This window comes from Microcoleus sp. B4-D4 (genome assembly GCF_036705185.1).
In the GTDB taxonomy this organism is placed as follows: Bacteria; Cyanobacteriota; Cyanobacteriia; order Cyanobacteriales; family Microcoleaceae; genus Microcoleus.
In genome coordinates this window covers 76304-100590 of record NZ_JAUBTX010000005.1, presented here as the reverse complement: position 1 = coordinate 100590, position 24287 = coordinate 76304, and the positions used below count along the sequence as shown (strand labels likewise).

Annotated in this window: 16 protein-coding genes; 8 read left to right on the top strand and 8 right to left on the bottom strand. The window is 44.2% G+C overall.

The annotated features are described in order from the left end of the window. Positions 1 to 62: 62 nt before the first annotated feature. Positions 63 to 3446: a maltose alpha-D-glucosyltransferase gene (treS, locus tag QUB13_RS06380; RefSeq protein WP_333379745.1), complete on the bottom strand. Its 3384-nt coding sequence runs from the start codon at positions 3444 to 3446 to the stop codon at positions 63 to 65. A gap of 477 nt (positions 3447 to 3923) precedes the next feature. Here treS and QUB13_RS06375 point away from each other — a divergent pair, with 477 nt between their 5' ends. Next, a complete protein-coding gene (locus tag QUB13_RS06375) occupies positions 3924 to 4151 on the top strand; it encodes a photosystem II protein, Psb35-related (protein ID WP_333379744.1) in 228 nt (75 codons plus the stop codon). Between the two features lie 214 nt (positions 4152 to 4365). Here the strand turns inward: QUB13_RS06375 and QUB13_RS06370 are convergent, their stop codons facing one another. From QUB13_RS06370 to QUB13_RS06360, 3 genes are all read right to left on the bottom strand, one after another. Next, positions 4366 to 4617: a DUF5615 family PIN-like protein gene (locus tag QUB13_RS06370; RefSeq protein WP_333379743.1), complete on the bottom strand. Its 252-nt coding sequence runs from the start codon at positions 4615 to 4617 to the stop codon at positions 4366 to 4368. Then, a complete protein-coding gene (locus QUB13_RS06365; RefSeq protein ID WP_333379742.1) occupies positions 4614 to 4844 on the bottom strand; it encodes a DUF433 domain-containing protein in 231 nt (76 codons plus the stop codon). The genes QUB13_RS06370 and QUB13_RS06365 overlap by 4 nt, the downstream gene beginning before the upstream one ends. 87 nt (positions 4845 to 4931) lie before the next feature. Continuing rightward, complete coding sequence (locus QUB13_RS06360; RefSeq protein ID WP_333379741.1) at positions 4932 to 7892, bottom strand: ATP-dependent Clp protease ATP-binding subunit; 2961 nt, start codon at positions 7890 to 7892, stop codon at positions 4932 to 4934. Between the two features lie 384 nt (positions 7893 to 8276). Between QUB13_RS06360 and QUB13_RS06355 the strand changes: the two genes are divergently transcribed. Both QUB13_RS06355 and QUB13_RS06350 read left to right on the top strand, forming a co-directional pair. After that, positions 8277 to 9692 carry an MBOAT family O-acyltransferase gene (locus QUB13_RS06355; RefSeq protein WP_333379740.1) on the top strand — a complete coding sequence of 472 codons (1416 nt, stop codon included), beginning with the start codon at positions 8277 to 8279 and terminating at the stop codon, positions 9690 to 9692. Between the two features lie 484 nt (positions 9693 to 10176). Continuing rightward, positions 10177 to 11163 carry an SGNH/GDSL hydrolase family protein gene (locus QUB13_RS06350; RefSeq protein ID WP_333379739.1) on the top strand — a complete coding sequence of 329 codons (987 nt, stop codon included), beginning with the start codon at positions 10177 to 10179 and terminating at the stop codon, positions 11161 to 11163. Positions 11164 to 11397: 234 nt separating this feature from the next. Here the strand turns inward: QUB13_RS06350 and gloA are convergent, their stop codons facing one another. From gloA to QUB13_RS06330, 4 genes are all read right to left on the bottom strand, one after another. Continuing rightward, complete coding sequence (gene gloA, locus QUB13_RS06345) at positions 11398 to 11826, bottom strand: lactoylglutathione lyase (protein ID WP_333379738.1); 429 nt, start codon at positions 11824 to 11826, stop codon at positions 11398 to 11400. Between the two features lie 110 nt (positions 11827 to 11936). Beyond that, positions 11937 to 12446 (bottom strand): cupredoxin domain-containing protein, encoded by a 510-nt coding sequence (locus QUB13_RS06340; RefSeq protein ID WP_333379737.1) that lies wholly within the window; start codon positions 12444 to 12446, stop codon positions 11937 to 11939. A gap of 19 nt (positions 12447 to 12465) precedes the next feature. Then, on the bottom strand, positions 12466 to 14721 hold the full coding sequence (locus tag QUB13_RS06335; RefSeq protein ID WP_333379736.1) for a heavy metal translocating P-type ATPase: 2256 nt from the start codon (positions 14719 to 14721) through the stop codon (positions 12466 to 12468). A gap of 216 nt (positions 14722 to 14937) precedes the next feature. Further along, positions 14938 to 15132, bottom strand: a complete 195-nt coding sequence (locus QUB13_RS06330) for a heavy-metal-associated domain-containing protein (RefSeq protein WP_193972516.1) — start codon at positions 15130 to 15132, stop codon at positions 14938 to 14940. A 274-nt stretch (positions 15133 to 15406) separates the two neighbouring features. Here QUB13_RS06330 and QUB13_RS06325 point away from each other — a divergent pair, with 274 nt between their 5' ends. The 5 genes from QUB13_RS06325 (at position 15407) to QUB13_RS06305 (ending at position 24256) form a co-directional block, all read left to right on the top strand. Beyond that, complete coding sequence (locus QUB13_RS06325) at positions 15407 to 16105, top strand: DUF305 domain-containing protein (protein WP_333379735.1); 699 nt, start codon at positions 15407 to 15409, stop codon at positions 16103 to 16105. A 680-nt stretch (positions 16106 to 16785) separates the two neighbouring features. Next, the gene (locus tag QUB13_RS06320; protein WP_333379734.1) at positions 16786 to 18723 is read left to right on the top strand and encodes an efflux RND transporter periplasmic adaptor subunit; all 1938 of its coding nucleotides are present in this window, start codon (positions 16786 to 16788) and stop codon (positions 18721 to 18723) included. Positions 18724 to 18886: 163 nt separating this feature from the next. Next, complete coding sequence (locus tag QUB13_RS06315) at positions 18887 to 22006, top strand: efflux RND transporter permease subunit (RefSeq protein ID WP_333379733.1); 3120 nt, start codon at positions 18887 to 18889, stop codon at positions 22004 to 22006. A gap of 120 nt (positions 22007 to 22126) precedes the next feature. Then, the gene (locus QUB13_RS06310; RefSeq protein ID WP_333379732.1) at positions 22127 to 22804 is read left to right on the top strand and encodes a response regulator transcription factor; all 678 of its coding nucleotides are present in this window, start codon (positions 22127 to 22129) and stop codon (positions 22802 to 22804) included. Positions 22805 to 22990: 186 nt separating this feature from the next. Further along, a complete protein-coding gene (locus tag QUB13_RS06305; RefSeq protein ID WP_333379731.1) occupies positions 22991 to 24256 on the top strand; it encodes a sensor histidine kinase in 1266 nt (421 codons plus the stop codon). Positions 24257 to 24287: the final 31 nt, after the last annotated feature.

The window sequence follows — 24287 nt, the reverse complement described above, 5'->3', positions numbered from 1 at the left end:
AGCAGATTTAGTTAATAAAAGGTGCGCGCTGCGCGCACCTTTTATTAATACTTAAAAATCAGCTAGGACTGACGCTCGACCTGAAGCAATTGCAGAACTCGCTGGAGCGGAATTTCTGCCAAATCCAAGCGGTACTGGAGTTCATCTGACAACTCAGAAACCGCTTTTTCTAAGATGTAAGCATTCAGCAAAACTTCCAATTCCGGTACAGATTTTGGCAAGAAACTTGCATCCGCTGCTGTTGACAAATAGCTCTTGAGAAAAGTCAGGCTAACCCAGCGGTGCCAAACATTCGCCCACTGCTGCATTTCAGGTAAGTTTTCAGGGCGGATCATCCCACTTTCTACTTCGTTCTGCAGCGCCATAGTAACGGCGTAATTGAAAGATTGCAGCATTCCGGCAACATCTCGCAAAGGCGACCTCTTCATCCGCCGCTCGCTTAACGGTCGATTACGTTCTCCTTCAAAATCAATAATTACGAAGTCTTTCCCTGTATACAGAACTTGTCCGAAATGAAAGTCTCCGTGACAGCGAATTCTGTCGGCGGTGATTCTCAAGTTCAAAATAGACTTGAAACGTTCCATCAGCAAGTCTTCGCGGTTGAGAAGAGTTTGTCCCAACTTTTGCGTTTCTGGCGGCAGTTTAGACAGCCGCTTTTTCAACAGCAGCAAAGTTCTTCCTGCCAGATTTCTCATGTATTGATAGATGGAACGCTGGTAAAATGAGGTGAAATTTTCTGGAGCAAAAGCGGGATTTTCTGTGTCCGAAGCTAAAGCGAGGTGGAGTTCGGCTGTCCGCTGACCTAAAAGTTCTGCTGATGCGAAGTAAGAGCCGATTAGTTCGCGAGCTAATGCGGGTACTTCTAGGGATAAATCGGCTAGTAGCGAGCTTGACTGTCGCATTTGTGCGGTCAAAGCGCTGGGTAAATAATCTTCGGGGGAAGTAGATAAAATATCGCCTGCATACTTTGCTTCTACTGCCATTACTTGCTCGAAATAGTCGCGCAGCGAGTCTAATGTATAAGACAAAGCATCCCTGCTGTCGGGGATTAGTTTTTGCAGTATTCCGACTGTAACTGGTTTTTGACCGGCTGTGCGATATTCCAATTCTCCGGCAATGGGAGCGTAGTTTTCGAGCGACTGGCTATTGGTTAAAAAGCGTCCGATTTCTAATTCTGGGTTGATTCCTTCCTCGAATTTTCGCAAGATTTTCAGGACTAACCGATCGCCGTAACCGGCCGATGTATTGCTTTGTTCTTTTTTGAACAGGTACGGTTCTAGTTGCGATAAATCTTGTTCTGAGTTCAAGAAATTGTCGGCAATTCCTACGAGTTCGCCCGCTGTACCTTGGTAACTGGCATTGGTGGCGATCGCCCCCAGCAGCTCGCTCAGAAAACCTTTATCCCCCGCAGCATCAAATAGCACTCCGACTTCCTTGGTTTCTGGGAATTGCAGGCCCGCGATCGTCGGTCGATCGTCCGGCTCGTTTTTGAGTTCTTCCCAACCTAAAGGCAAAACGTAAGTTTCCGCCATACCTTCGGTATAATTCAAATGCAAAAACAGAATGTAAACCGTAGATTGCTCCCCGGCACTATTTTTATATCCAACAGGTACAATTTCATTGATTTCTAATGATTGAATTATCCTGTCTGCACCGCTAAACCAGCGATTGGATTGCAAGTAATTCGGCAAAAGAGAGATCAACATATTGTTGAGCTGACTTTTAGGAGAAAAAGCAGTTTCCCAAGTACCGACGATCGCCAAACTCGGCAAATCTGTATTCAAACCGTTCACCGAAAAATCCTCTTGCTTGACAGTAAGAGTAAACCAGTAAAACGTGTGAGGGCTCAAGCTCAAAAAATAAGGCGATTCGCCAACTGGCGGAAACTCAGTCCGGCCGAAAATCTCTACTGGAACAGCACCTTTAAACGGCGAAAGGTCTAATTCTGCCGTCTGGACGAAGCGGGATAAATTGGTTATTACCAGGATGTGTTCGTCTTGATAGGTGCGAACAAAAGCTAAAACTTTGCGGTTTTCTGGGTACAGAAACTCGCAAGTTCCGCGACCGAATGCTTGGAAGCGCTGGCGCACAGCAATCAAGCGTTTCATCCACCACCACAGAGAACTGGGATTCCCCCGCTGCGCTTCCACATTAACAGATTCGTAGTGATATTCAGGGTCAACAATTGGCGGCGCGTACAGTCGCTGCGGGTTAGCGCGGCTGAAACCGGCATTGCGATCGCTACTCCACTGCATCGGAGTTCTCACCCCGTTGCGATCGCCCAAATAGATATTATCACCCATGCCAATTTCATCGCCGTAATAAAGCACCGGCGTACCAGGAAGAGACAGCAACAAAGCATTCATCAACTCAATCTGGCGGCGGTTATTTCCCATCAGCGGAGCCAATCGGCGGCGGATACCCAAATTAATTCTCGCCTGAGTGTCTTGAGCGTAAACCCGATACATATAATCTCGGTCTTCATCGCTCACCATTTCCAGCGTCAATTCATCATGATTCCGCAAAAACAATGCCCACTGACAGTTATTAGGAATCTGCGGAGTTTGCTGGAGAATGTCGCTAATCGGAAAGCTATCTTCCATGTGCAAAGCCATAAATAGACGCGGCATCAACGGAAAATGAAAGTTCATGTGACATTCATCCCCAGCCGAATAATATTCAACCGCATCTTCCGGCCACTGATTCGCCTCCGCTAGCAGCATCCGGTTCGGGAATTTTTCATCTACGTGCTGGCGCAACTGTTTGAGGAAAGCGTGAGTTTCTGGCAAGTTTTCGCAGTTAGTACCCTCGCGCTCGTACAGGTAAGGTACAGCATCCATTCGCAATCCGTCTACGCCCAATGCCAACCAGAAATCTACCACATCTAAGATGGCTTGGCGAACGGCAGGATTGTCGTAATTCAAATCGGGTTGGTGGGAATAAAAACGGTGCCAGTAATAAGCTTTTGCTACCGCATCCCAAGCCCAATTAGATGTTTCAAAATCTTGAAAAATAATCCGAGCATCTTGATATTTTTCCAGCGTGTCGCTCCACACATAAAAATCTCTTTCGTTACTGCCTTTCGGAGCGCGCCTCGCTCGCTGAAACCACTCGTGCTGGTCGGAAGTGTGGTTGACAATCAACTCAATAATGACACGAATTCCCCGCTGGTGCGCTGCTTCTAAAAGGTTTTTAAAGTCATCTAAGGTGCCGTAAATCGGGTTGACGGTGGTATAGTGAGATGTATCATAGCCGTCGTCTCGGAGCGGTGAGGGAAAAAATGGCAGTACCCAAATGGCTGTTACTCCCAAGTTTTGCAGGTAATCGAGTTTTTTTGTCAGTCCTTGAAAGTCGCCGATGCCGTCTGCATTGCTGTCGGCAAAAGCGCGAATTGGTACTTCGTAAATGATAGCATCTTTGAACCACAAGGGATCGTCATTTAACATTGAAATTGCCATAATTTGTCTGGGTAATTGGTAATGGTTATTTGGTAATTGAGATTTAGTAATTAAGATTTGTTGTTTCAAATCCAAACCGATAGATTATAACTCATATCTTTGCCCAGTTCCTCATGCTAGTGGCATAGTTTTAATCGTAAATTTTAAACGCAAAAATTATAAATTCTTAACTAAAATTTCATCATAAGATGCCATGAATTCTGCGCGCACCGATACAGCATAAAATTCGAGTCTGGTGGCGGATGCTGCATCGGTGCGCGCTAGCAGACGCTACATACTGGTGGCGCTGCTGGCCCTACACGCGCAAATTCCGGTCAAGTCCTGTCACCTTCTCTTAGTTTCCTCAAAGGTGTGGTATTTACTACCTGCTGGACGGTTGCCACGAACATACACCACCTTGACATTCTCATTCACGGTTTGTTACATTTGTTTACATAACGCAACAAAAGTTAAGGAAAAACAGCTATGACTATCGTAATCGCCCTTTTAATCGTCGGTTGGGTAGCAGCCTCAGTGATTGGCACTCAAGCATACTTCCTCGGCGAACAGTCAAAGCCCATCCACGATCGCAACTGGAACAACGAATCTTTTGAACAACTGGCAAAAGCTGTGACTGGAACAGATATTGATTACAGCGTTCGCGTTCCCGCTTACAGCATGGATGCTTACACCAGCCGCACGATGGGCAATTAGTAATATTAAGTAGCAGGCTTGACTATTTTGAATAACAGGCTTTCTGACCTGTTCCACAAGCAGATTAATTTTTGTGGAACAGGTAATAAATAATTATCGAAGTGTAATCGGCAAAATTCTCACCCTAGAGCGCGTTTCATCCACAGAAATGAATGCCCCCGACTCAATTTGTGCCTCAAATTGATGGAACACTTCCACAATCAAACTCTCTATATTAGCAGGCAGCACGTCTTGAATACGTACTTGAATGACACGCTAGAGCATCAGCTTGGGTTGCGGCCAGCAGTGCGCCAAAATCTAAATCATGAGTGAATACGGCATAGTCATTTACTCGCGCCCATTCCATAATAACACGATCTGTGGCACGAGGATCGCCGACAGTAGACCAATGAAGATACTCTATTCCGTATTTAGTAAATACGATAGTCCATTCAGGTGACAGATTCATATCAATCAAAATTTTCACGCTATTTTGAGAGGAATCTCTACTTCTTCAACTCGCCAGGCTGCATAAGCAAGCGCTTCATATATATCTGCTTCTTCCAGGTAGGGATAGGCCTGCAAAATGCTTGACGGTGAGTGTCCCGATGCCATCAGTCCGACTATCGTGCCAACACTGACTCGCAAGCCGCGAATGCAGGGTTTTCCTCCCATTACTTCTGGATTCAGAGTGATTCTAGTTAGTTGTTTCATAATTTTAAACTACCAGGCTTTCTGGGAAACAAGAAGATTTATTTTTGGTGGAACAGGCCGGACAGCCTGTTCCTAGCTGTTCGGTAACTACAAACTTTTACCTACTAGCGCGGGGAGAGAGTCTTTTTTGCGAAACTGCAAACTGTTATTTTTGCAGTCGATCGCAATTGTATCGCCTTCGACAAACGCATTTTCCAGAATCTTGTTAGCTAGCGGGTTTTCCAACTCCCGCTGGATAGCGCGTTTCAGCGGACGAGCGCCGTAAACTGGATCGTAACCGACATCTGTGATATGGTTTTTCGCCGCATCTGACAGTTCCAAAGTGATTTTTTGCTCCGCCAACAACCGCTCGATCCGCTTAACTTGGATGGTGACAATTTGCCGCAGTTCGATTTTGCTCAAAGTGTGGAACAAAATGATCTCGTCTACCCGATTGAGAAATTCGGGCCGGAAGTGCGATCGCAAAGCAGTCATCACTCGTTTTAACATTTGTTCGTACTCTTCGTCTGTCTCCCGTTCTTGAGTCAAGGATTTTTCATTGTCAGACTTGTTTTCAGACTTACTTTCAGACTTACTTCCCGTCTTAACTTCACTATCAATATCAACTCGCTGAGCTGACACCTCGACAGTACCATCATCATCAACTTTATAATCTGTCTTGGGAATTGATACCTCCTTCGTTTCCTGCTTGCGACTAGCAGGTTTTTTGGGAGTTTTTTCCTTCTTCGCAAACACCTCTAAAATGTGATCGCTACCGATATTGCTAGTCATCACAATTACGGTATTTCTAAAGTCAACCACTCGACCTTGAGAATCGGTAATTCTGCCATCATCCAACACTTGCAGCAAAATGTTAAATACATCCGGGTGCGCTTTTTCCACTTCGTCAAACAGCACTACCGAATAAGGATGTCTCCGCACAGCTTCGGAAAGTTGTCCGCCTTCGTCGTAACCGACATATCCGGGGGGTGCTCCTACTAATCGAGAGACGCTGTGCTTCTCCATGTATTCCGACATATCGATGCGGACGATCGCATCATCGCTGTCAAACAAAAACTCAGCCAACGCCCGCGCCAACTCAGTTTTTCCCACGCCTGTGGGGCCCATAAACAAGAAAGAACCGATCGGTCTACCGGGATCTTTCATACCAGCCCGCGCCCGCCGGATCGCCGCAGCAACCGCCGTTACAGCCTCCTCTTGACCGATGACTTTTTTGTGTAAATGGCTTTCCAATTGCAGCAATTTTTGGCGTTCCGACTCTAACAATCGGTTGACCGGAATTCCCGTCCATTTCGCCACAATTTCGGCAATGTCACCCTCAGTAACTTTTTCCCGCAGCAGCGAAGAACCTTGAGCTTGCTGTTTCAAAAGTTCGGCTTCCTTGGCTTCGCGATCGCGCACCGCCGTCTCCAATTTACCGTACTTCAACTGCGCGGCTTTATTCAAATCGTAAGCTCTTTCTGCTTGCTCAATTTGCACTCGCAATTGGTCTTCTTCTGCTTTCAATTTATTGATGCCATCCAATAACTGCTTTTCGCCCAGCCACTGAGAGGACAATTTTTCCTGCTTGACTTTTAAGATGTCAATCTCTGTTTTGATGCGTTCGATCCGGGGGCTGATGGTGGGGGTTGGAGAACCTTTTCCCTCGCCTTCAATCGACAATTTTTCCATTTCCAACTGCATCACCCGGCGGTCGATCCCTTCCAGTTCCACGGGTTTGGAGGTAATTTCCATTTTCAAATGGGCGGCCGCTTCATCTACGAGGTCGATCGCCTTATCCGGCAAAAAGCGATCGGAAATATAGCGAAAAGACAGAGTTGCAGCAGCAACCAGCGCCGAATCGGTAATTTTGACCCCGTGGTGGCGTTCGTAGCGGTCTTTCAATCCGCGCAAAATTGAAACCGTATCTTCCACAGTCGGTTCGCCGACAAATACTTGTTGAAAGCGGCGTTCCAGTGCCGGATCTTTTTCAATATTCTTGCGGAATTCATCGAGAGTTGTAGCGCCGATGCAGCGCAATTCGCCTCTGGCTAACATCGGTTTCAACAAATTTCCGGCATCCATTCCCGAACCGGAACTGCCACCGCCACCAGTCCCAACTACGGTGTGCAATTCGTCAATAAATAGGACAATTTGCCCGTCGGAATCGATAACTTCTCGCAGGACAGATCGCAATCGTTCTTCAAATTCACCTCGGAATTTTGCCCCAGCAATTAAACTGCCCATGTCGAGGCTAAATAGCTGGCGGTTTTTCAAAGATTCGGGCACGTCGCCGTTAACAATTCTCTGCGCTAAACCTTCGGCGATCGCAGTTTTTCCGACTCCGGGATCGCCAATTAATACTGGGTTGTTTTTTTGACGGCGCGAAAGAACTTGGACGACGCGGCGAATTTCTTCGTCGCGGCCGATTACTGGATCGAGTTTTCCTGCTTTGGCGGCTTCGGTCAAATCTCGGCCGTATTTGCTGAGGGCGTCGGAATTGGCTTCGCTATCTCCTTGGGGTTTAGGGTTGCGGAGGCCGGCTTTCGCGGTTTCGGAACTTTTTTCTGAGACTTTAGCGGTGGCGCGGACTGATTTGATTGCTTCTTCGAGTTTTGGTCGATCGATCGTCCCTGGGGCCGATTTGCGATCGTAACCGGGGCGACCGGGCGGCCCATCGCCCCTAGTCAGCAATCGCCTACCAACTCGTTCATCTTCTACTAAGCCAATTAATAAATGTTCAATGGCGATAAAATTATCTTGCCAAGTCTGTTTGGCAGACTCAGCAGCATCTAACATCACGTCTAAGCCGCGACCGAGGTATAGTTGGTCAGCGTTGGTAACTTTGGGCTGTCGTTTGGCAAAAGCTTCTAACTGTTGCGCTAAGCGGGTTACATCTACTCCAGCCAAGCTGAGAATCGTGTTTGCTGTCGCGAGCTGTTCGAGAATGGCGATCGCTAAATGTTCAACCTCTAGCTGCTGATTGGCAAAGCGGCGGGCTACATCCTGGGATTTGACAATCGCTTCCCAGGCTTCATCGGTAAATTTGCTAGGGTCTGTTGGCTGCACGTTGCTTCCTCGCAATCAAGGGGATTCCTGTTGTTATCCGTTAATATATCGTCTCACAACTATCATAATCTTTAAACACGATTGTGAATCTATGAGTGCGGTTAATTCTGCTGAAGTTGCAACATAATTGAGCTTTTGCAAAAGCTTGCAGCCCGCAATCTAGGGAAATTTTTTGTACTCTGCGACTGCAGCGCGCGATCGAACTTATTAAAATACAGCAGTTCCCCATTCTCTCAACTACTCCAGAGAATCGCCATTCCCCTAAGTTCGTAGTGAGGACTTTAGTCCGCATTCATGAAGGACTAAAGTCCTCACTACGAACCTTTTTATTGGTATGTTTAACCTTTATAAATTGCCCTAACGTTGTTTGATATTCTAAAATTTATGCTATTTCCAACTTACCAATTCCTAGTATTTTTTCTAATTATTTTTAGCATAATTATATCCTTGAAGTCCCAAGTCGGTTTATATAAAATCGTCTTGCTAATTTCCAGTTTATTATTTTATTCATTTTGGAGTTTAGACTTTCTATTACTCCTAGTTTTAGGTACTGCCTACAATTATATCATTCTCCGAGCCACCTGCTACGGCAAATATAAAAAACTTGCCTTAATTTCCGGCATAATTTTCAACATTGCCAACCTCGGCATCTTTAAATATTGCAACTTCTTTGTAACATCCTTGTTTGAGGTACTCAACCAACTACAAATTCCCGCCAGCATTCAAATGTTGCAAATAATCGCCCCAGTCGGCGTATCCTTCTACACATTTAGAATGATTTCCCATTTAATCGACTGCTACCAACAAAAAATCCCCTGTCCTAAATTTGTAGACTACGCCATATACATTACCTACTTTCCTCAAATTGCCTCCGGGCCCATATCGCGGCCTAGGGAGTTTTACACCCAGCTAAATTCACCCAAAAAATACGACTATCAAATCGAAGAAGTCATAGTTTTAATTTTGTCTGGACTCTTCAAAAAATATACTTTATCGAGCTTTTTGTTTAACTTTACCCAACTCCCATTCACAGTTCCCCAGCAATACAGCAGCATCGATTTAATCCTCGCGGCAATTTCCTATTCATGTTTAATTTACGTAGATTTTAGCGGCTACTCGGATTTAGCTAACGGCATCTCTTGTTTGCTGGGTTTCAAACCCATTGCTAACTTTAATATGCCATACCGATCGCTCAGCTTGCAAGAATTCTGGAAAAGGTGGCACATCAGTCTTTCCGAGTGGCTGAGAGATTACGTTTACTTCCCGTTAGGCGGCAATAAATACGGGAAATTAAGGAAGTACGTAAATTTACTGATAACAATGGCGATCGGCGGATTTTGGCACGGCGCAGGTTTAAACTTTATTGTCTGGGGAACAATTCACGGTTTAGGATTGATTGTCAACCATTTATGCAAAGATATTCCCCAAGCTATCCACCTAAAATTAGACTATTCCTTTCCCCGACTTGCTAAATTTTGCAGTTGGCTGCTAACATTTAGCTTTGTGACTTGTAGCTGGGTATTTTTCGGCACGCCCAACTGGGAAACTGCAATGAATTTTTTTCAGGGAATTCTGAATTTTTCCGCTGCAACTTTTCAATTTAACTTTTGGCAATTGTATTTAGTAATTGCCATCATTGGCGCGATCAACATTTGGGGCGAGAGAATTTCCCAACTCTTGCAAAGAGTATTTTCCTTAAAAAATATTTTCTTGAGAGTTGTCTTAGTTTCGCTGTTCGTGTATGCTATTTTGATGTTGGGGCCGAGCACCGTCCCACCTTTTATTTACTTTAATTTCTAAAAAAGCAAATAAATCCACCTAATTAAACGTAAAATAGGGATCGCTAAAAAGATTCCTGTATATGTCTTCTTCCTTCTTCCTTCTTCCTGATGACGTTGGACGTTCGCTAGGAGGGGACAGCACTAATGACTAATGACTAATAACCAATAACTAATAACTGATAACTAACAACTAACAACTAATAACTATAGCAATCCTAAGTGATTTACTCGTTCTACTCGTTACCAGGCTCTGCCTGGTAACGCAGATCCGGAGGCTCTGCCGACCTTTTCGCAGGAGGCTCTTCAAAAGTGACATCGATTCCTAGGCTCTTAGCCTCTTAACCAGTTATTGAAAATGATTTAGGATTGCTATAATAACTAATAACTAACAACTAATAACTAATAACTAACAACTAACAACTAATAACTAACAACTGATAACTAACAACTGATAACTAATAACTAATAACCAATAACCAATAACCAATAACTAATGACTTCCTATGAAAGATCGAGAAATTTTACTAATAGTTACTTCTGTAATTCTCACCTTAATATTTTCCAACTTATCCTTATTTCTCAAAAACTTTGCTTCAACTCCTTTCGCAACTCCCGAAATCAAACAAGCAGCGCGCCAAATAGAAATAGACAGTTTCAGGAAATCAGAACAAGATTTTTGGAGCAAAATCAAAGATATCAATTTCGATAGCATCCCCAAAAAAGCCGAAACTTCTCCAGTCCAAACCGCCACAAAATCCGCACCTCCTCCCCCAAAACCTGCAAAAAAGCAAACTCCAGCCAAACCCAAACTAACCGTACCTTATCGCAAATTTTTATTTATTGGAGATTCCGTAATGTTCGACTTAGGAATTCAACTCCAGAACACTCTTAAGAACAAATACAACATCGCTGATACAAAACTTGACTACAAAGTATCCAGCGGATTAAATCGGATAGATTATTATGACTGGTATGCCAGAACCAGCAAAATTATCCAGGATTACCGCCCAGATGTAGTGATAATTTTGTTTGGAGGAAACGACCCTCAAGATATCATTGATTCTCAAGGAAAATATCGGGCAATTCTGACCCCAGAATGGCAAAAAGCTTATCAAGAAAGAGTAGACAAATATGCCAAGTTACTTGGCTCGTCCTCCGTGAGAAAAGTGTATTGGATCGGTCAATCTAACTCTAATAAATCGCCGTATATCAAAGCTTTTCCGGTCATGAACAATATTTATAAAAATGCTAAAAAAGCTTCTCCCAAAATTGAATTTATTTCTACTTGGGAAACCTTTGCAGAATCGGGAAAATTTGTGCCGGTAGTTGCTGACAAATCGGGGAAGCGAGGCTATGTAAAAATTAGTGACGGCGTGCATTTTACCTCCCACGGATCTAAGATTATCAGCGACGTAATCGTTGACAAAATGGTCGCCGACAAAATATTAAAATCTCCCCAACCTCCCAAATCTCCCAAAAAGAAACCCTAAACTTCAGTTTGCTAACAGTGCAGGATTGTCGCATTGTTAATACCAAATCCGGGTTTTGGATACCCTCGATCAACCAGTCGGCGCAGGCCGACTTTGTTTGTGTAGACGCGGTTTCAACCGCCGAGCGAGTAAAGGAGGTATATTACCCGGATTTGCTATCACTAGGGTGCGCCAGAAGTAGAGTTAGAAACTAACTCCAAAAGTTGGTTTCCGGGCACCCTAAAAAGAGAGTTTCTAGGATGCGTTTGTTGCAGCTATTTTCTGACTGCTGCTGCTTTGATTTTTTAGTTGAATTAATTCAACTTTATATCCATCTGGATCTTCCACAAAAGCAATAACAGTTGAGCCGTGTTTCATCGGCCCGGGTTCGCGGCTGACTTTACCGCCGCGGGCTTTAATTTGTTCGCAAGTACCGTAAATGTCGTCAACGCCGATCGCAATATGACCGTAAGCATCTCCTAAATTGTACTCTGTTACGCCCCAATTGTATGTTAATTCCAAAACCGTAGTGTCTGATTCGTCGCCGTAGCCCACAAAAGCTAAGGTAAATTTCCCATCTGGATAATCTTTTTGCCGCAGCAGTTTCATTCCCAACACTTCCGTGTAGAATTTGAGAGATTCTTCCAGGTTGCAGACTCGGAGCATCGTGTGTAGTAATTGCATTTAGCTCACTCCAAATTTTTTAAGCTTTCATCTATTTTAGCGATTTCTTGCCGAAAAAACTCGCGCCTCAACCGTCGCAGTTGCAGCAGGTTGACAACTGTCTATTTGATTTACTTTTGTACTTCCACCACACCCCGAAACATATTCATGCCGCAAGTAAATAGGTATCGTCCGGGTTTGTCAGGGGTGAATTCAATAGCTGTTACCTGATTGAGAGGTAATTCTCGCACAATGTGAAAATCTGGTAACAACACTTTTTCAAGACAACTATTCGGGTCACGCCTCAAGAAATTTAGCCGGACTAATTGACCGGATTTCACAACTACACTAGCAGGCTCGTAACCCCCGTCTACAGTAATCGTCAACTCTTGTATTCCCTGAATAGATTCAGCTTGCTGACCTTTTGCTTTATTGAACAAAAACCACCACAACTCCAAACCAATTAATGTCAAACCACCGAGGGTGACACCAACTTTTAAACCTAGCGGCTGTTCGATGCTGCGAAATTGAGTGGTTGAATTAGAAGCAGCGACGGGTTCGGCAGCTTGAACTCCCGATGCTATTCCGATCGCAATTCCTAAACTCGCGAGAGTTCCCCACATTTGACGATGGTGCAACATTTGTCTAATTACTCCTAATTTAGGCCAGAGACTTTGGTTTAAAATTACGCAAGCGCAAAGCATTAGTAAGTACGGAAACTGAACTAAAAGCCATTGCTGCACCGGCGAGAATTGGACTTAGCAGCCAGCCCAAAATCGGGTACAGAACGCCCGCTGCGATCGGAATTCCAGCGATGTTGTAAATAAAGGCAAAAAACAAATTTTCGCGGATGTTACGCATGGTGGCGCGCGAAAGTTGAATTGCTGTAACTATGCCTTGCAAGTCTCCAGAAATTAGGGTGATATCGCTGGCTGCGATCGCCACATCTGTGCCGGTGCCGATCGCAATTCCCACATCTGCTAAGGCCAAAGCCGGTGCATCGTTGATCCCGTCTCCCACCATCGCGACAATTTTTCCTTCCCCTTGCAGGGCTTGGATTTTAGCTGCTTTTTGGTCTGGTCTAACTTCCGCAAAAACGCGAGTAATACCAACGGATCGGGCGATCGACTCCGCAGTCGCGCGGTTGTCCCCAGTCAGCATCGCCACCTCCAAACCGAGTTTTTGCAGTGCTTTCACCGCCTGCGCTGACGACGGTTTGAGAGCATCAGCAATGCCCAGAATTGCCTCTATTTTGCCCTCAGATGCCATCCAAACCACCGTTTTGCTATCACCTTCCAAAGCTTTCGCGCGCAGTTCCAGATATTCAGTATCGCAGCCTAGTTCCTGCATCCACCTCAGCGTTCCCAGGGCGATCGGCTTTCCGCCGACAACCCCTCGCACACCACTCCCGGCGATCGCCTCAAAATCCTTAACATCCGTCAAATCAACCTCTTGAGATTGAGCGTATCTAACAACAGCTTCCCCCACAGGATGCTCGGAATTTCGCTCGACAGATGCCGCCAATTGCAGCAATTTTAACTCATTGCTATTCTCCGTTCCTTTAATTGTGACAAAATCAGTAACAGTCGGCTTGCCTTCAGTAAGAGTTCCAGTTTTATCTAACACAATGACTTGAATTTTATGAGCCAACTCTAAACTTTCGGCTCCTTTAATTAAAATCCCATTTTTTGCACCTTTTCCAGTGCCGACCATCACAGCAGTCGGAGTCGCCAAACCCAAAGCACAAGGACAAGCAATAATCAGCACCTCCACCATTGTAATAGTTGCCAAAGTAAAGTTTCCCGTCGCATTAAACCAGACTACAAAAGTAGCTAAAGCGACGGCAATTACTGCCGGAACAAACCAACCAGTCACCTCGTCTGCCAACTTTTGAATAGGTGCTTTTGACCCCTGGGCATCCTGCACCATCTTGACAATTTGAGCTAAAAAGGTATCCTTACCAATCTTAGTAGTGCGAAACTTAAAGCTGCCCGTTTTGTTAATTGTCGAGCCGATAACTTCGTCACCAAGCTGCTTTTTGACAGCCATACTTTCTCCCGTAACCATTGCTTCGTCTACGGTTGAAGCACCTTCAATCACCTCTCCGTCTACGGGAATTTGTTCGCCGGGCCGCACCTGCACGATGTCGCCAATTTCCACTTGGGCGATCGGCACTTCCAACTCTTCCCCGTTGCGAACAATCCGAGCCGTTTTCGCTTGCAAACCCATAAGTTTCCGAATAGCCTCAGAAGTCTCCCCCTTCGCCCGATTTTCTAGAGTTTTACCCAACAAAATTAGAGCAACAACACTCGATGACACTTCATAATAAACGCTCGGTATCAAACCCTTAGCTATGAAAAAAACCGGAAAAAATGTCACAAATACAGAATAAAAGTAAGCCGAACTTGTACCTAAAGCAATTAAAGTATCCATAGTCGCAAGTCGGCGTTTTAAGGCTTTCCAAGCTCCCGTATAAAATGAGTTAGCACACCAAAATTGTACTGGTGCTGTCAGCACTAATTGCAGCCAAAAATTGTGCAGCCAGCTAGGAATAAATGGGAAATGCAAGCCAGTCATGGCAGGAATTGAACCCACAAATAATATGATGCTAATAGTTCCTGCTACGTATAGTTTACGCTGCAACAATTGAGATTCAGCTTGACGATTTTTTCGCTCGCTGTCATCCTCTTCCGCCGCCCTTTCTGGAAGTGGCAAAGCTTCATATCCCGCTGCATCAACAGCTTCTTGAATTGTGGCTACACTGGTTTGTTGAGAGTCGTATTGAATGCTTGCTTGTTCCATGCCAAAATTGACATGACACTCAATTACACCAGGAACAGACTGAATTGCTTGTTCGATAGAGGAAGCACAAGAAGCACAACTCATGCCCCGCAATTTAAGTGTGAGATTGTCCATAGGGGTTACTCCTAAACTAAATAAGAGCGCAGGTTGTCAAGGTATTTAGTAATTAGCCTAACCGAATTGACCAATTAGATAGGAGAATTGCGATCAAAATGAGTGGTGCGGTGGCTGGACGCTACATTTGTAATATTCAGCATTTCACCCTAAGATGAAATTACAATGAAATTGCTGTATTCCTAAAGTTAGAACTCGCTGGCGTTAGCCTTAATATTAATCGACAGGATAGCCAGCAGATGCGATCGCTTTTCTAACCTCACTTTCCGATTTAGCGGTTTGAACCGTGACCGCTTTTGTCTTGAGATCCACCTCAACAGTGGCGTCTGAATCCACTGTTTGGACTGCTTTTGTGATTGTAGTCGCACAAGCAGAACAAGCCATCTTGGGAACTTTTAATTGTAGAGTCATAATTTGAACCTCAGCAGAAACTACTCTGCTCAATAAATGAATTAACTTCATTGTAAACTCTCCTGTAAGGAGGAGAGTCAAGTCAATTTGAGATTTAAGATTTGAGATTTATACCGATTCTACTTGTATGGTAATCATTGCACGCCTTACATATTTATTTAAATGATGGCAACATAATAATTATTTACCAATCTGAATCAAGATTTCATCCTAATTTCATTTATCTGTGAAAACATCAATATAAATGGCAGTTTTAAGGATTTAACTAAAGTCTATGAAATCAATCTCATTAAAAACAGGCTTTGCAGCGCTGACATTAACCGCCCTCACCAGCGGCGTGCTAGTAGCTTGTTCAAAAGCTCCTTCCAGCGAAACCCAAGCCCCAAATATTACGGCAGCAACCCCTGCTAGCAGCCAGCAAAACGTGGCACAAAACCACAACATGAGTGGCATGGATCACGGTATGTCAATGGATTTAGGCCCGGCTGATGCCGACTATGATTTGCGATTTATTGATGGCATGAAAGTACACCATCAAGGTGCTGTAAACATGGCTAAAGAGGTGCTGGAAAAATCCAAACGTCCTGAAATGAAAAAAATAGCAAATGAGATGATTGCCGCTCAAAACCGCGAAATTAATCAAATGAAAGAGTGGCGAACAAATTGGTATCCCAAAGCCAGCAGTACGCCAATGGCTTATCACGCTCAAATGGGTCACATGATGGCAATGACTCCCGAACAAATGCAAAGTATGATGATGAGCATGGATTTAGGTGCTGCTGACGACCAATTTGATTTGCGGTTTCTGAATGCCATGATTCCCCACCACGAAGGAGCTTTGGTGATGGCTGAAGATGCCTTGAAGAAATCAAAACGCCCGGAAATGAAGAAATTATCTCAAGAAATTATTACTTCCCAAAAGCAAGAAATTCAGCAAATGAAAGAGTGGCGACAAGCTTGGTACAAACAGTAATTTAGCTGGCTCAACCAAAGGTGACACAAAGCCAGAAAATGAGTGACATGAATCACATTATGTTAATTGTTCAGGAAACACTTGCATCACAACAGCCAGAAATTAAGCTAAGGAAATAGTAGCAAAAGGATTAGGGATCAACCATAATATCGCTTCTTTACGACTATCAGCAGTTTTACTACTTCCTTTTATTGCATTTTTTACGTAAAATCACTGTAGACAATTCAACAGCAGTCGTTATAAAGTATAACAGTCACTCAAAAAAAAAAATAAAGGGGTATTGTATGATGTTGCAGAGCTTGGAACTAAACACAACATCTCAATCAAATGCAGCAGTACAGAAGCTAGTGAACGGATGGACAAAAGAAATTAAATCGCAAGAATATCTCGCAACAGTGAAAGAAACTAAAAAGCACAATCCCTTGGCATTAGGCAAAATTTATATTCGTATTTTAGAATCTGGAGGGCATCTGGGCTGCTGAGGCTAAATTTCATCCTAATTTCATTTGGCAGTGAAAGACTAGGTTGAGGAGAGAAATTTTAGCTCTTGGTCATTGCTTAGCCGTCGTTTATTGAAAAAGGCTCATAAGTAGCTCCCGTTAATTCGGTTAACTTACTTTGGCAAAATACCAACCGCTAAGCCTTGGGCACTCAACCTGATTTCAAGGAAAATGCCAACAATGATATTGCACAAATATTCTGAGTCTCAGGCAATTATTAGTACCTTTTCGGGAACTTTTTTCAGCCTAATGGTGCTAACTTCTCCCGCGGCTGTTTTCGCCCACGCGGGACACGGAAATGAATTTAACCAAAGCGGCGAAACCTCTCAAGCTCCTGCTGCTATTTCTGTCGATGCCGTCACCGCAAAACGGTTAGGAATTAAAGTCTCCCCAGCGGTTCGCCAGCGACTAGATATAGGCATCAAAACCACGGGACAAATTGAAACTTTGCCCAACCAAAAGGTAGAAGTGACGGCTTCGGTTGCTGGCAAAGTGGTAGAGTTGCTAGTTAAGCCTGGGGACAAAGTATCAAAAGATCAACCGGTTGCTGTTTTGTCGAGTTCAGAATTAGGACAGTTGCGGGTTGAATCTCTCTCAAAACGTGCCGAAGCTGAGGCGGATTTGCAGCAAGCGCAAGGCGATTTGAAACTAACTACAGAAAATTACGATCGCCAAATTCAAATATCTGCAGCGGAAATCGCCCAAGCCAAAACTCAACTAACAGCAGCAACTCAGCAGTACCAGCGAGAGCAAGAATTAGTAAACAATCGTTCGGTTGTGAAAGTTGCTCAAGAAAACTATCAGCGTCAAGTTGAAATAGCGCAAGCTGAAATAGCGCAAGCGGAAATAGAATTAACTGTTGCGAAAGAACAGTTCGATCGCGATAAAGAATTAGTAGCCGCAGGGGCGATCGCGCGGCGGACAATGCTGGAATCGCAAGCCCACTTCGCCAAAGCCAAAGCGGCTGTTGCTAAGGCAAAAAGCCGTCCCGAAGTTATCAAAGCGGAAACCGAAATTAAACAAGCGGAAGTAGACCTGCCAATGCGGGAATTGCGCGATTCTCAAGGCAGAGTAGCAGAAGCAAAAGCTCAACTTACCAAGGTTTTGAGTCGCCGAGAAGTGTTGGAAGCGGAGAACCAAGTCAAACGCGCCAAAACTGCAGTGGAAGTCGCTCAGTCGCGGATTCGCTTGGCTGATGCAGCCTATCAAGCGCGGCTCCAACAATTAGGAACTATTGCCAATGACAAAGGATTTGTTACTATTATCGCTCCGATTTCTGGCACGGTAGCCGATCGCGAAATCACCCCAGGAGAGTCCGTAAGCGCTGAAAAACCGTTGATGACTCTCTTAAATGACAGCCGCGTTTTTGCCACAGCCAATATTTACGAAAAAGACCTAAATCAGGTAAAACAGGGCCAGGAAGTCAGGGTGAAAGTTGCTAATTTGGGCGATCGCACTTTCAAGGGAAAAATCACCTTAATTGGCTCATCCGTGCAAGGAGAAACGCGGGTAGTACCCGTGAAAGCAGAACTAGATAATAGTCAGGGCGAATTAAAGCCGGGACAGTTTGCGGAATTGGAGATTTTAACCGACAAAACCACCACAAATATTTTAGCAATTCCGATCGCAGCGGTAGTAGATGTTAACGGTAAAACAACAGTTTACGTTAAAAATGGCGATGCTTATCAAGCGGTTGACATTGAACTCGGTCAAACAGCCGGAGATTTAGTTGAAATTAAGAGCGGTTTATTCGAGGGAGATTTGATAGTAACGCAGCGCGCGCCTCAACTTTACGCACAATCTTTGCGGGGCGGCAGTAATCCCTCAAAAACCGAGGAAAAGAAAGAGGTAACTCCGAAAGTAACAGCAGCTAATTTGAATAATTTACCCGTGCCGTTGTGGGCGGGAGTTGGGGGAGGAATTGCGATCGCATCCCTGACTTTCACAGCCGGTGCGTTTTGGGGAAATCGGCGCAAATTGCCAGCAATGGCAGCAGATTCTGGAAACAATGCCGGAAACAATAGTTTTTCCGCCTCTGCATCGGTGTTGCACGATGAATTGCTGTTACACAATGACAACCATCACGTTAAAACTAAAGAGGCAGAAGTCAAAAGATAAGACGGCGGTTGAAACCGCGCCTATACAAACGATGTCCGCCTCCGCGGACTCAAGAGAATAACGTAGTTTTAACGGTCTGGTATTCAACCCGCGGAGGCGGGTTTTGCTTGTATAGAAGCGGTTTCAACCGCCCAGTATTCTCTATAAACTCAAAGCTAATAAAATGTTCAGCACAATTCTCAGATGGGTAATTAACCGCCGCTGGCTAGTCGTTCTCGCCACCATTATTATTAGTCTTTGGACATTATATATCGTCCCCAAAATGTCCCTTGATGTCTTCCCACCTTTTGCGCCTCCGCAAGTCGAAATTCAGACAGAAGCACCGGGTTTAGCACCGGAAGAAATCGAGTCTTTAGTAACACTACCCATCGAAAGTGCGATTAACGGAACTCCTGGAGTAACAGCAGTGCGATCGTCTTCCGCTGTGGGCCTTTCTGCGATCAAGGTAATCTTTGATTGGGGAACTGAAATTTATCAAGCGCGCCAGTTGATAACAGAACGGTTGCAGCAAGCTCAAAGCAAACTCCCGGCTGGGGTAGAAACACCGCAAATTTCTCCGACAACTTCTCCGGTTGGCTTGGTAATTACTTATGCTTTTACCTCGGAAACTACTCCTTTGATGGAAGTGCGCCGTCTGGTTGATTGGCAAGTGACAAATCGTCTTCTGGCAGTGACTGGCGTTGCTCAAGTTGTGGCTTACGGCGGCGATCAGAGGCAGTATCAAGTATTAGTACAACCAGCCAAACTGAAAGCATTTAATGTATCTTTGCAGCAAGTATCCGAAGCTGTAGCGGCGGCGAATGTTAACGCGCCGGGAGGGTATTTAATTACGCCGGATAAAGAAACTTTAATTCGAGGCGTGGGGCGGATTGAGTCGGTGGAAGATTTGCGGCAATCTGCGATCGCATCTCGGCAAGGAACACCTGTCAGAATTGGTGATGTGGCTGATGTCAAGATTGGTGCTGCAATCAAGCGGGGCGATGGTAGTTTTAATGGCAAAAAAGCTGTGATTGTGATGGTAAATAGGCAGCCGATTGCCGATACTCCGACGGTAACGAAAGCGGTTGAGGCAGCAATGACTGAGGTACAGCAAGCTTTGCCGAAAGACATTAAAGTTACTGTCACTTTCCGCCAGGAAGAGTATATCAATTCTTCGGTGGAGAATGTGCGATCGGCTTTAGTTGAAGGCAGCATCATTGTTACCATCATCCTGATCCCGTTTTTGATGAATTGGCGCACTCTGGCGGTTGTTTTGCTAGATTTCTTTCTGACTTGGCTGTTGGCGCTGCTGGCGATGTATTGGCTGGGGCTGGGATTGAATACGATGACTTTGGGCGGTTTGTCGGTGGCGATCGGAACTGCGATCGACGATGCGATTGTTTATGCTGAAAATACCTACCGCAATTTGCGAGAAAATACTGCTTCTGGGCATCCGCGCCCGGTGATGGATGTGATTTTTGATGGCAGTCAGGAGGTGCGCGATTCGTTAATTGGAGCAACTGTTATTGGCATCGTTGTGTTTTCACCAATTTTTACTTTGCCCGGTGTTGAAGGTCGGATTTTTACGCCGATGGGAATTACTTATTTGGTAGTTGTGGTGATTTCTAGTCTGGAATCGCTGTTCATTTCTCCTGCTCTTTGTGCTATTTTATTGCCGAGCAAACGCATGAGTGCTGAGGAACCTTGGTTGCCGAGATTTTGCAAGCGCATCTATCACTTTTTTATCGAATTATCAATGCGCTATTCGGCGATAATTTTGGCTTTAGCTACTGCTAGTATGGTGGCTGCATTAGTGATTTTGCCTTCCTTTGGACGAGTGTTTTTGCCGGAGTTTCAGGAGCAAACTTTGGTGAATACTATTCTGCTTTATCCGGGTGTGTCTTTGGAGACGACGGATAGCGCGGCTTTTGCTATCGAAGATGCACTTAAGGATGATACCAGGTTTGAATACGTGCAAGTGCGATCGGGCCGAGCTCCGGGTGATGCTGATGCTGCCGGAGTGAATTTAGCTCACATCGATATCGGTTTGAGCGAGGAAGGGATGAAAAATAGGCCGAAAACTTTGGAGTCGCTGCGGCAGGAATTTGGTAAATTGCCGGGAGTTGCACCAAATATCGGCGGTTTTATTTCTCATCGGATGGATGAGGTTTTGTCCGGTGTCAGAAGTCAAATTGCTGTGAAAATATTTGGCCCGGATTTGAATCAACTTCGCAGCCTCGGCGCTCAAGTTGAAGCACAAATGAAAACTGTTAAGGGAATTGTGGATTTGCAACTAGAACCGCAAGTACCAGTCTCACAAATTCAAATTAAGTTTAACCGCCAAGCTGCGGGTAGATATGGTTTGAAAATTGGAGAACTTTCGGAAATCATTGAAACAGCTTTAAATGGCAAAGTTGTATCACAAGTTTTGGAGGTGCAGCAAACTTTTGACTTAGTTGTTTGGTTGCAGACTGAAGCCCGAAATAACCTCGAAACTATTCAGAATTTGTTGGTTGATACTCCCAGCGGTAATAAAATTCCCCTCGCGCAAGTTGCGACTGTTACATACGGTACGGGCCCAAATACGATTAACCGCGAGAATGTTTCTCGGTTGATTGTGGTGGCGGCTAATGCTAAAGGTAGGGATTTGCGATCGGTTGTGACTGAAATTCAAGCTAAAGTCAAACGAGAGGTGCAGTTGCCGTTTGGCTATTTTATCCAGTACGGCGGTCAATTTGAGGCGGAACAAAGGGCTTCGCAAAATATTATAGTGTTTAGTGCGATCGCCTTTTTGGTAATTACCGTATTAATGTACCTTTCCGTCAAGTCGATCGCTTCAACTGCGATGATTATGATTAATTTGCCCCTCGGCTTAGTTGGAGGAGTAATTGCTGTAGCTTTGACGGGCGGTATAATTTCCGTAGCTTCCCTGGTTGGCTTTGTCACATTATTCGGCGTAGCTACCCGCAACGGCTTGCTGCTAGTAGACAACTATAACTCTAAATTTGCTGAAGGAATGCCCTTTCAAGAAGCTATTATTAAAGGCTCGATGGAACGGCTCAACGCCATCTTGATGACTGCTTTAACTTCAGCCTTGGGTTTAGCACCTTTAGTTTTAGAAGGCGGCCCCGGCAAAGAAATTTTACAACCTTTGTCTATCGTAGTTTTAGGAGGATTGTTTACTTCTACTGCCTTAACTCTGTTAGTTTTGCCAGCTTTGTACGCTCAATTTAGAAACTTTTTAGCACCTAAAACGACTCATCTCATGTCCAGTAAATCGACGCTCATAAAAAACAGTTTGTAGTTCCCTCTTTGAATCCGCAGCAGCATCGGACTTAAGTCCGATGCTACGAACTAATCTTATTGCGGTCAATCGACAGGACACGATATCATACTGTTGAGAAAGATATCTCGATATAAAAAAATGAGAATTTTGCTAGTTGAAGACGATCTTCGCATTGTCAAACCCCTTGCAGAAGACTTAAGGCATCAAAACCACGTCGTAGATATAGCGACTGACGGGCTAGAGGGTTGGGAATATGCGCGATCGGTCAATTACGACCTAATTTTGTTAGATTTAATGCTGCCCAAATTAGATGGTATATCACTGTGCAAGCGTCTGCGTGCCGATCGCTCTCACGTTCTCATCTTGATGCTGACAGCACGCGATACCACCTTAGATAGAGTCATTGGACTCGATGCAGGAGCTGACGATTACTTAGTTAAGCCCTTTGAATTAGAAGAATTAGCCGCCCGAATTAGAGCTTTATCTCGGAGAATTCCAGAAACCAAACCCCTGATTCTAACCCACGGTCATTTACAACTCAATCCCACTAGCTGCACCGTTACTTATGCAGGAAACGCCTTATCTTTAACTCCCAAAGAGTATATGATATTAGAATGTTTCTTAAAAAGTCCCACTCAAGTTTTGACACGCTCGGCAATTTTAGATAAATTGTGGAATTTTGATAAAGCTTCAGGAGAAGGAACAGTCAAAACTCACATCACAAATTTGCGTAGCAAGCTCAAAGCAGCCGGAACTTCAGAAAATTTTATCGAAACAGTTTACGGCATTGGTTATCGACTCATCAGCCATCACTAACAACTCTAGACAAACAGCACTCTTTCCTTTTCACTTCTTTCAAAACATTTGCGTTGCATCTGTGTTGCATCTACCTTACATCTGCAGTTTCTATATCAAAAATTGATGCAATCTTGTTAGATCTCAAATATATTGAAAATCTACCAATATATTTGCATTTTTTATAGCTAATTATTTTTCCTAAGTATGTTTGAGAAAATTCGCTCTCGTTTGCTATTATCTTACCTGCTTGTACTGGCATCAATATTAAGTATTTTTGCAATTGGCGTTAGACTAATTTTCGCTCGCAGTCTCACCGACCAGCTAACAGAAAAACTGACAGTTTTAGGAGAAGGAGCATCTGCCAATACAGAATGGGAAAACGGACGTATAAGATTTGATACTGATTTTAACGTGCAAACTATAATTGATAACAATCAAGGTTTGGAATTATTTGATACTAAAGGAAATACGATAATTCAACAAGGCAGGTTTGTACTTGCCATACCATTATCATTCAGCGAGACAGTACAATTGCCAACAGCAAAAAATCGAATTCAAGGAATTACCTTGCCAATAATTGAGAGGGAAAATGGTAAAATAATCGGCTATATAAGAGTAAGCCAATCCCTCGATGAAATTGACGAAACCTTAAATAAATTCAATTTAGGGCTAGGGTGTGGAATCCTGATAGCCTTGATTTTTAGCGGTGTTGGCGGAGTGATATTGACTCGTTTAGCGATGCAGCCAATTGAGGATAGTTTTAAAAGTTTAAAGCAGTTTACCGCCGATGCTTCTCACGAATTTCGTAGCCCTTTGATGGCTATAAAAAGTAACCTAGCGGTAGCATTAAAATACCCAGAGGGGATGAGAGAGTTAGATGCCGAAAAGTTTCAGGCTATTGCTAGTGCGGCGAATCAAATGACGCAGCTAACCGAAGATTTGCTGCTGTTAGCAAGAACCGATAAAGTGGCAAGCGTCAATAAAACTTCTGTCAATTTAACTGTTGTTTTGGATAACTTAATTCAGCTTTATCAGTCTCGCGCCGAACTCAAACAAATTAATTTAAAATTTCATATAACAGAAAATCTTAATTTAGTAGGTGATTCAAACCAACTAACGCGACTGTTCACCAATTTAATTGAAAATGCACTTCACTACACGCCATCTGGAGGAACAGTTGAACTAACAGCCAACCGTCTCGTTTCCTATTGCATTGTCAGCGTCCGAGATACGGGTGTGGGAATTGCACCGGAGCATATTAAGCTGATTTTTGAGCGGTTTTGGCGAGCAGATGAATCTCGTTCCTATTGGAATGGAGGTTCTGGCTTGGGATTAGCAATCGCCCAAACCATTGCCCAAAATCACGGCGGCTCAATTACCGTCACCAGTAAGCTCGGAGTTGGCAGTTGTTTCACTGTAAAATTGCCAGATCACTCTTTTAAAATAGGTGAAAATACATCGCTTTATTGATGTTTTTTAAATATTAAAAACTATTTAAAGA

Excerpts from the sequence above, each read along its gene's own strand:
- treS (WP_333379745.1), bottom strand. The coding sequence starts at position 3,446 with ATGTTAAATGACGATCCCTTGTGGTTCAAAGATGCTATCATTTACGAA.
- QUB13_RS06375 (WP_333379744.1), top strand. The coding sequence starts at position 3,924 with ATGACTATCGTAATCGCCCTTTTAATCGTCGGTTGGGTAGCAGCCTCA.
- QUB13_RS06365 (WP_333379742.1), bottom strand. The coding sequence starts at position 4,844 with ATGAAACAACTAACTAGAATCACTCTGAATCCAGAAGTAATGGGAGGA.
- QUB13_RS06355 (WP_333379740.1), top strand. The coding sequence starts at position 8,277 with ATGCTATTTCCAACTTACCAATTCCTAGTATTTTTTCTAATTATTTTT.
- QUB13_RS06350 (WP_333379739.1), top strand. The coding sequence starts at position 10,177 with ATGAAAGATCGAGAAATTTTACTAATAGTTACTTCTGTAATTCTCACC.
- gloA (WP_333379738.1), bottom strand. The coding sequence starts at position 11,826 with ATGCAATTACTACACACGATGCTCCGAGTCTGCAACCTGGAAGAATCT.
- QUB13_RS06340 (WP_333379737.1), bottom strand. The coding sequence starts at position 12,446 with ATGTTGCACCATCGTCAAATGTGGGGAACTCTCGCGAGTTTAGGAATT.
- QUB13_RS06335 (WP_333379736.1), bottom strand. The coding sequence starts at position 14,721 with ATGGACAATCTCACACTTAAATTGCGGGGCATGAGTTGTGCTTCTTGT.
- QUB13_RS06330 (WP_193972516.1), bottom strand. The coding sequence starts at position 15,132 with ATGACTCTACAATTAAAAGTTCCCAAGATGGCTTGTTCTGCTTGTGCG.
- QUB13_RS06325 (WP_333379735.1), top strand. The coding sequence starts at position 15,407 with ATGAAATCAATCTCATTAAAAACAGGCTTTGCAGCGCTGACATTAACC.
- QUB13_RS06320 (WP_333379734.1), top strand. The coding sequence starts at position 16,786 with ATGATATTGCACAAATATTCTGAGTCTCAGGCAATTATTAGTACCTTT.
- QUB13_RS06315 (WP_333379733.1), top strand. The coding sequence starts at position 18,887 with ATGTTCAGCACAATTCTCAGATGGGTAATTAACCGCCGCTGGCTAGTC.
- QUB13_RS06310 (WP_333379732.1), top strand. The coding sequence starts at position 22,127 with ATGAGAATTTTGCTAGTTGAAGACGATCTTCGCATTGTCAAACCCCTT.
- QUB13_RS06305 (WP_333379731.1), top strand. The coding sequence starts at position 22,991 with ATGTTTGAGAAAATTCGCTCTCGTTTGCTATTATCTTACCTGCTTGTA.